This window comes from Ruegeria sp. CDSB022, from assembly GCF_059611145.1.
In genome coordinates, this window is sequence record NZ_JBXWOZ010000031.1 from 1 (window position 1) to 6,819 (window position 6,819).

Sequence of the window (6,819 nt, forward strand, 5' to 3'; positions counted from 1 at the left end):
GGTGGGGCTGACATTGCGGGGGGGGCATTGACAGGCAGAGTTATCCAAGCTGCTATTATCTCTGGGTTAATTAGTGAATGAGGTAAGTAATGGCCAGTTTCGAAGGTGGGCGCGAAGAGCTCGAAGTTTTTCTATCCGCTCAAAGTGACAAATTTTATGTCTACGAGCTAATGCGACCCAATGGAGACATATTTTATGTTGGCAAGGGTGCGAACAGGAGGGTCATAGAACATGAGCTTGAAGCTCGTCGCAGCCATCCGATTGGCGAGACTAACCCTTTTAAATGTAATGTTATTCGGAAGATACTTCGTGAGGGCGGTGAGATCAGATATCGAATTGACAGCACTTACCCTGTCGAGCTCGAGAAAGAATGCTTAGTTCGGGAAGCAGAATTAATTCAAGCATATGGGAGACTTCATGAAGGGGGGCCACTGACGAACTTGGCTGGAGGTGTTGGCTCCACGTCCGGCGCTGCGCCAAGAAGTGCTGAAAAACATGCTGCAACGCTTGCCGGTGATCCGAAGAACAACCCCGAACGAGCGACGCTTAACCGTTTTCTTCAGAACATTGGTCCAGTCGGAAGTGTTCCAATTAAACCGATCGGACAGATTTCCAGAATACTCCCAACCACTCCTCACCCGAACAAGCGCTCGCCCACTGCCCGGTGTGCATACGCTTTGGTGGCCAGCGCGACGGCTCACGGTCTCCAATTTCGTGATGGTGTTCGAGTTCCGAGAGCATTTTTTTACGAAGGAGTTGAAGGGATAATAGAAAATGGCGTAGCGCGTGACATGCTAAAAGCTGGGATGGTCAAGTTGATTTCGTCAGACAATGCCAAGGACGAGAAATTCGAACTAGACAAAAACCAATGCTCAATTCTGGAGTTGCTTGTGGGAACCGAACATCTTTCCGCTCGGGGTTTGATTTAAACATCGAGCAGCATTGTCGAAATTATTCACTTTAGTTGTTTGCTAGGCTTGACCATGAGAAAATTAATCATCGACAAAGTGAGCACTGAAGCGTTTCGACGGATGAACGGTACGACAATCGGAGGGCCTACCCGCGAAAGTTTGACCAAAGACACTTGGTTGCATTCTCTTGATGATGCTAGCTGCTGTTTTCGTTGTCTGGTTTAGTTTCCGCATCCCCACCGTCGTTTCGCCTCAATGGATTTAAGCTTGCTATCCGCGACGGAGCGCTGCCAATCGCATTGCCCACTGATGCTGCAGCCGACCCAATGGCATTGCCCACGGGCGCGACCGATCTCGATAGGGAGAACTTTCCTTCGTCGGCGAATACCTTGGAAATCCGCTCCAACGCCATTTCTTCGCGCTCATCCAGTACTCCGTCTGCTTCGGCCACAGTTTGCAAGAAGGTCATAATGTCCGAATACATATGCTCGAAACTGCAATCCGGGTTATCTCTCGTGAATGCGCCAAGCGTTTGCGCCGTGGCTTTGATGTTATATTCATCCAGTCGAAGGTTCACGAACTCGAAACCACGCTCGGCAAATTGCTCCGAATAGCCCCACTCTTCAACGAAATAGCGCCTAATGGCTGATTCTTCTGCTTCTTCGACTTTTCCGTCAACTTGGGCAACCTTCATCGCCAGAGGGGCCAATAAGTCGAAAATTCCTAACCCCAAAATGTCCAGCGGTGTGTTGATGAATGTGGGAATTACGGTCGTTTTGCTGTTGTCAGACTTCAGATATCGGGTAATTCCGAGCCACGCACCGCCAGATATAACGCTAGCCGCAGCGATCCATCCGACCGGGGTGGCCGCAGTCGCAGTGCCGATTCCTATTGCGGCTAGCAAACTCGGAGCAGCAAAGAATTTCTGAGCGATCATAGCAGAGCTAGCAACTTGAGCCCCTGTCGCCGCAACGCCAGCAACGTCCCAAGCTTCAAATAGTGCCTTTTTCACTCGTACGGACGTATAGGCGTTCTCACCAATGCCCAGCTTAGCCTTGAACCGCAGATCGTCATGAACGACGTCATCGACGCCGTCAAACCAACCGTGCTCCATTAGCTAACCCCTGATTTGAGTGCGTCAAACTCAGCCAATGAAGACACAACCTGCCGCTCGAGTGCTTTGTCTGAAAAATCCATGACTGCGCCTGCAGACATCCCGAACAGAATTAGGATGGGAGTAACGACTGGACCAAGAACCCAACCAATCACTGGAATTGAACTAATAAGTGTCCCTGCAATCGCCCCGAACACCACGCCAAAGGTTGTGTTAGGATAGGACTTAATAACAGTCAGAACAGTCTCAAGGATCTTTTGGCCGATCTTGACCACCGTCTCCCCGACTCGGATTACCTTCGTTGCGATTTGGAACAAGAGAGCCTTTACGTCAGCCGACACATCCAAATTGTCTATTTTTGCCTTCAACTCACTCGTCGACAAATCCAATGTTGCCATTGATTGGAGTTCCTCGGCTGAAACATCAGATATTTCCTGAGTGACCGCCTCTCCAGTATCGTCCGCTATCCCGCTAACCTTCATTGCAAACCTCTAAACTCAACTACGTAACCAGCTATAATATCGGTATTTTCCCTTCCATTCTCGCCGCGTAATTTCGAAGCGGCAAGAAAAAAATATCAAAGTGACACCCCGGCAACCCGCTAAGGGCCGCCGAGGGTTCTGTGTCATGGTGGTCTTCGGGTGACGACACAGTCGGCCAACCACTGCCAGTAGGCTTCCGCATCCCGGAACCCCTGAGCTCGAGCAGCCAGATCTTCAGCAGCTTTACGGGTGCATCCACCATCGTATTCAGCGATAGCAGCCCGTTCCTCAAACGCATCAATGTCCGGGAAACTCATACCGGAAGCCGTATCTGGTCAACGATGGACCGACGTTGTTCGTCACTGATCCCAGCCGAGTAGATGCCGTAGGTGATCCCGTTCTCTGACCGAGCCGATTGGTGACCGACCAGAGATGCCGTGAAGTGCTCAGGGACACCAGTTCGTTCGCACTGGGTGATGAACCACTTGCGAGTCGAGTGAAACACCAGTCCCGGTCGCTCCAAGTCTAGCCGCCGTCGTAGCCGCGCGAACCCCTTGGTGACATGCGCCACGGTCAGGTCAGGGAACAGAGGGCCATGGCTAGGCAGTTGCCGGAACGTCTCATCCAGCACCGGGTGAACCGGGACCAGTCTCTCCGCCGCGTCGGTCTTCAGCAGTCTCAGTTCATTGGGTTGAACATGGACGAAGCAACCAAGATTGCCCTTGGTCACAAGGTCTTCCCGAAGTAACCCAACCGCTTCCCCCGCTCGCATTCCTGTCAACAGACAGGTCAGCAGAACCGGATGCAGGTCTCGGTCTTTGGCTCCGAGCAGCCGCACGACTTCATCGTCAGTCGGAACGGCATAGGGTTGAGGACGCACCTTTCGGTCGAAGAGAACAGTCCTGAACGGATTAACCTCAAGATGCCCTTCATAGACCACCCAGTCCAGGAAGTGATTGACCTGAGACCAGATACGCCGCTGGGTTCTGGCTGTTATGGCCACAGACCCTCGTGACGAGTACGCGACCAGCTGGTCCAGGGTTAAACCACGGGTCCGCTCTGACTTGCCGATCATCGGAGACAGTTGGGCTATTGCGGACAGAAACTCTCGCCCGTCGGCTCTGGTCAAGCTGCAAACCGGCTCGTCACCGTATCGACTGGAGAACAACCCGACAGAGTATCGGACCGATTTGAACCCGCTGGGTCGTAGCTCGTTACTGCGCTTGTTCAGATAGGCCCGGCTCAGGTCACGAACCGGCACCTTCACCGGCGCTGATGGTCTGATGAAGCTGGACCGCTCCAGATTGCATCCAGAGTCCTCCAGAGTGGCCCGGAGACGGACGAGAGACGACTCTGGCTGGTCAACCCAATCAGGAACGTCAGCGGTGCTCTCTGGGGCAGACAGTGACTCCTCTGCCTGCGACCGAACCTGTTCCACCAGCGTCTCAAACCGGGCATTGACCTCAGCGGCTCGAACGCGGGCGGTGTTACGGTCACCGGTCTTGAGGCTCTGCTTCAGCGCCTGAGCGCCCAGCGCGAGAGCCACGTCAACGGGATAGTTACGTCTGAACAACCACGTATGGCCCTTCAGATAGGCATAGCGAATGTGAGCAGACATAAGACTCCTCCTTTTCTGTTTGGAATTTGGGATTGGGTCAGTTGGTTGTGACGAGTCGTAGGATCATCTCGATTGCCGGTTCGCCGTAGGACCCAGCCAGTGGACCGGTGACAGCAAAGCCGGTCACGCAGTCTTCGAACACCTCTTCCACGCGGAACAGATGCTCAGGGACGTCATCGAAGGCACGGATGACCACGACGTCACCGGGGCTTAGCTCCAGCTCAGTCATCGTCGGACCTCCAGGTCCAGAGGACCGCCAGCAGAACCAGCGCCGAGACAGCGGGATGGGACCGTGAGACCACCCAGAGCATCGTCGTCAGGACGGCCTTGGGCGGTGGGTGCAAAAGAAAACCCCCGACGAGAAAGCCGAGGGCAGATAGGTACTTCATGGATCAAACTCCTGCAGTTGTTTCTTTATTTAGATGCAGAAGGTTGCTCGGTTTATGGGGGGGCAGGAGTGAGTAATGCCCGCTGGCTTGTTTGCGCCCGACACCTGCGTTAGCGTGAATGTTCCAAGGCGAATACTGGGTGAGGCCAGAGCAGGTCCATTGCACAGGGTTGAGTTTTCAACGATTTCGTGGGGTATGAAAATGACCGATACTGCATGCAACTATCAACGGATAGTCTCGGTTGAGGAAGTCAGATGCGCCCTTGAAGAGGCGCAATGCCAGCAATGTGGCATTACCACCAATGAGTTAATGTCACGCGGGGAGCTGCTTGAGATTTGCGGTGAGGAACTTTGCTCCGACATCTCAACTGGTAAGAAAACGTTCATCGCGATTGCACTATGCCCAAGTTGTCATGCACGGGCTCATCAGGACGCCGAGAATAAGCATAACCCCTGCCAGATAAAAGCTCGGTGGAGCCGAGAGGGCCTAGCGTAGTAAATTGCGAGGTACGGCCCGAATTGATCTCTCGGATGGACCTCTGCCAGACATGACAAGTCATACTTCGCTGATTAATAAAGTTACATGACACTTGATCTATTGTTTGCCCGCCGCTGGCCAAAATCTTCATTAACGAAAGACGTCGCGCGAATTGACGTAGCTTCGTATTGCCAAGCCTATCAATGCCTTAAGGAAGAAGCTCCGAAACGTCCAACTGGTCGCCCCTATTTAGGAGGGAGAAGTGGCTATCCTACGACTGAAGGGAAGACGAACCGCAGGGAAGAGCATTTTGCGATTGCGATGGTTAACGCACAGGAGGGCTGGGATTTACCAGACGGGACTCGATTTGAGCTGCTTGATTATCAAGTTCCGCTAAAGGCGACACGTGCAGATCGTGAAATCGGAAAGATCGATATGTTCGGCCTGACGGAACATGGCCGAGCTGTACTAGTTGAACTCAAGGTGATTGGGCACTCAGGTGGCCCTAGTGATCCGCCTCCTGTCGCTCTGCTGGAAGGGTTACGATATGCCGCCATCGTTGAGGCCAATCTTCCAAGAATTGCGAAGGAAATGCGTGGCACATTTGGTCGTGAGATGGTCTTGGAGCGGCCTGATATCGTGGTCCTAGGAGAAGCAGATTGGTGGTCGCGATGGCTTACATCCGACAGAGCCTTTAAGTCTGTTCTCGAAGAAAAGTCGCAAGAAATCTCAAATGTTCTTGGCCTTAGTATAATCTTCGCATCCTTGCCGAACGCAAAAGTCCAATATGGCCAGCGAAGCAGAGCACCAAGATTAATCGGGCTATCCCAAATTGAGTACCAGAACTCGTTGCCCAAAAGTGCTTTGCAAAAATCAAGTGAAATGGGGGCGGAACCAAAAAAACACGAAGCGCTGCTGCAAGGGGTTTGGTGGAATTATGCCAATTCGTTCTCCAAGGGCGATCTCGACGGGCAATCGGCACCGGGAAGGCCGCCAGTCGTCTCCGTTTCAAAACCTTACCTCAATCTCATGCTGCCATCCGACGAAAGAATGGCCTCGGAGATTGAAAGTGAAATTGCAGCAACGGATCGCCATAGGCATTTTCGATCTTTCAGAAGCTCGCAGGCGATGGCTCAAAGTGTTTTTGGAGCCTTCAAAGCCGCAGGCCAGTTGGAATTACTGTCCCAAATTCCTGCCCAATGTGGGCGTTCAGCTTTTGGAAACGTTTCTCAAGAAACTGCGCTGTCCATGGAAGTCGACGTTCAAACGCTTAATGAGCCTCGACCAACGCAATTGGATGTTTGCCTAGAAAGGGACGATTACCGGGTAGCCGTTGAATGCAAGTTTAGCGAATCCGAGTTCGGAATTTGCTCGCGCGTCAAACCGCAAAAGTCCGAGACGCCTTTGTGCGACGGGACCTATACTCGTCAGCAAAACAGGCAAACGCGCTGCGCTTTAACGGAAGTTGGCGTTTCTTATTGGGATTACATACCTGACTTATTTGATTGGAGCGACAAGCAGGATCTGTCTCCCTGCCCACTTTTACCAACTTATCAGATCGTCCGGAACGTACTCGCTGCAGTCACCAATATTGACGGAAATGTGGATCCTTCAAATGGACACGCCGTCTTCGTATATGATGGCCGAAATCCTAGGTACAAAGTTGGCGGAGCTGCGGACGTTCAAATTAGACAAGCTGCTTCTGCGTGCCGGGTACCTGGTCTTATTCGTCGCGTGACATGGCAGGAAATTGTTCGAATTTGTTTGGACTCAGAAAGCTTGATTTGGTTAGCGGAAGTAATGGAAGAAAAGCACGGGATATTTCCCT

General features: G+C 52.4%; 8 protein-coding genes. 2 read left to right on the top strand and 6 right to left on the bottom strand.

The features are described from left to right. Positions 1-89: 89 nt before the first annotated feature. The gene (locus AC2FIZ_RS20505) at positions 90-929 is read left to right on the top strand and encodes a GIY-YIG nuclease family protein (RefSeq protein WP_496791589.1); all 840 of its coding nucleotides are present in this window, start codon (positions 90-92) and stop codon (positions 927-929) included. A 178-nt stretch (positions 930-1,107) separates the two neighbouring features. Here the strand turns inward: AC2FIZ_RS20505 and AC2FIZ_RS20510 are convergent, their stop codons facing one another. The 6 genes from AC2FIZ_RS20510 to AC2FIZ_RS20535 all read right to left on the bottom strand — a co-directional run bounded on the left by AC2FIZ_RS20510 (position 1,108) and on the right by AC2FIZ_RS20535 (position 4,514). Beyond that, entirely contained in the window at positions 1,108-2,025 is a 918-nt protein-coding gene (locus AC2FIZ_RS20510) for a TerB family tellurite resistance protein (protein ID WP_496791591.1), read from the bottom strand. After that, entirely contained in the window at positions 2,025-2,507 is a 483-nt protein-coding gene (locus tag AC2FIZ_RS20515) for a hypothetical protein (RefSeq protein ID WP_170581647.1), read from the bottom strand. The genes AC2FIZ_RS20510 and AC2FIZ_RS20515 overlap by 1 nt, the downstream gene beginning before the upstream one ends. Positions 2,508-2,650: 143 nt before the next feature. Continuing rightward, the gene (locus AC2FIZ_RS20520; protein WP_496791592.1) at positions 2,651-2,824 is read right to left on the bottom strand and encodes a hypothetical protein; all 174 of its coding nucleotides are present in this window, start codon (positions 2,822-2,824) and stop codon (positions 2,651-2,653) included. Beyond that, on the bottom strand, positions 2,821-4,125 hold the full coding sequence (locus AC2FIZ_RS20525; RefSeq protein ID WP_496791593.1) for a DUF6538 domain-containing protein: 1,305 nt from the start codon (positions 4,123-4,125) through the stop codon (positions 2,821-2,823). The genes AC2FIZ_RS20520 and AC2FIZ_RS20525 overlap by 4 nt, the downstream gene beginning before the upstream one ends. A gap of 37 nt (positions 4,126-4,162) precedes the next feature. Further along, complete coding sequence (locus AC2FIZ_RS20530) at positions 4,163-4,354, bottom strand: hypothetical protein (protein ID WP_282022562.1); 192 nt, start codon at positions 4,352-4,354, stop codon at positions 4,163-4,165. Next, positions 4,347-4,514: a hypothetical protein gene (locus AC2FIZ_RS20535; protein ID WP_282022563.1), complete on the bottom strand. Its 168-nt coding sequence runs from the start codon at positions 4,512-4,514 to the stop codon at positions 4,347-4,349. Before AC2FIZ_RS20535 ends, AC2FIZ_RS20530 begins: the two co-directional genes overlap by 8 nt. A 582-nt stretch (positions 4,515-5,096) precedes the next feature. Between AC2FIZ_RS20535 and AC2FIZ_RS20540 the strand changes: the two genes are divergently transcribed. After that, positions 5,097-6,819: PGN_0703 family putative restriction endonuclease (locus tag AC2FIZ_RS20540; protein ID WP_282022564.1), on the top strand; the 1,723-nt coding region annotated here is incomplete at its 3' end.

Bases quoted from the DNA above. Each gene is read 5' to 3' on its own strand.
- AC2FIZ_RS20505 (WP_496791589.1), top strand. From the start codon at position 90: ATGGCCAGTTTCGAAGGTGGGCGCGAAGAGCTCGAAGTTTTTCTATCC.
- AC2FIZ_RS20510 (WP_496791591.1), bottom strand. From the start codon at position 2,025: ATGGAGCACGGTTGGTTTGACGGCGTCGATGACGTCGTTCATGACGAT.
- AC2FIZ_RS20515 (WP_170581647.1), bottom strand. From the start codon at position 2,507: ATGAAGGTTAGCGGGATAGCGGACGATACTGGAGAGGCGGTCACTCAG.
- AC2FIZ_RS20520 (WP_496791592.1), bottom strand. From the start codon at position 2,824: ATGAGTTTCCCGGACATTGATGCGTTTGAGGAACGGGCTGCTATCGCT.
- AC2FIZ_RS20525 (WP_496791593.1), bottom strand. From the start codon at position 4,125: ATGTCTGCTCACATTCGCTATGCCTATCTGAAGGGCCATACGTGGTTG.
- AC2FIZ_RS20530 (WP_282022562.1), bottom strand. From the start codon at position 4,354: ATGACTGAGCTGGAGCTAAGCCCCGGTGACGTCGTGGTCATCCGTGCC.
- AC2FIZ_RS20535 (WP_282022563.1), bottom strand. From the start codon at position 4,514: ATGAAGTACCTATCTGCCCTCGGCTTTCTCGTCGGGGGTTTTCTTTTG.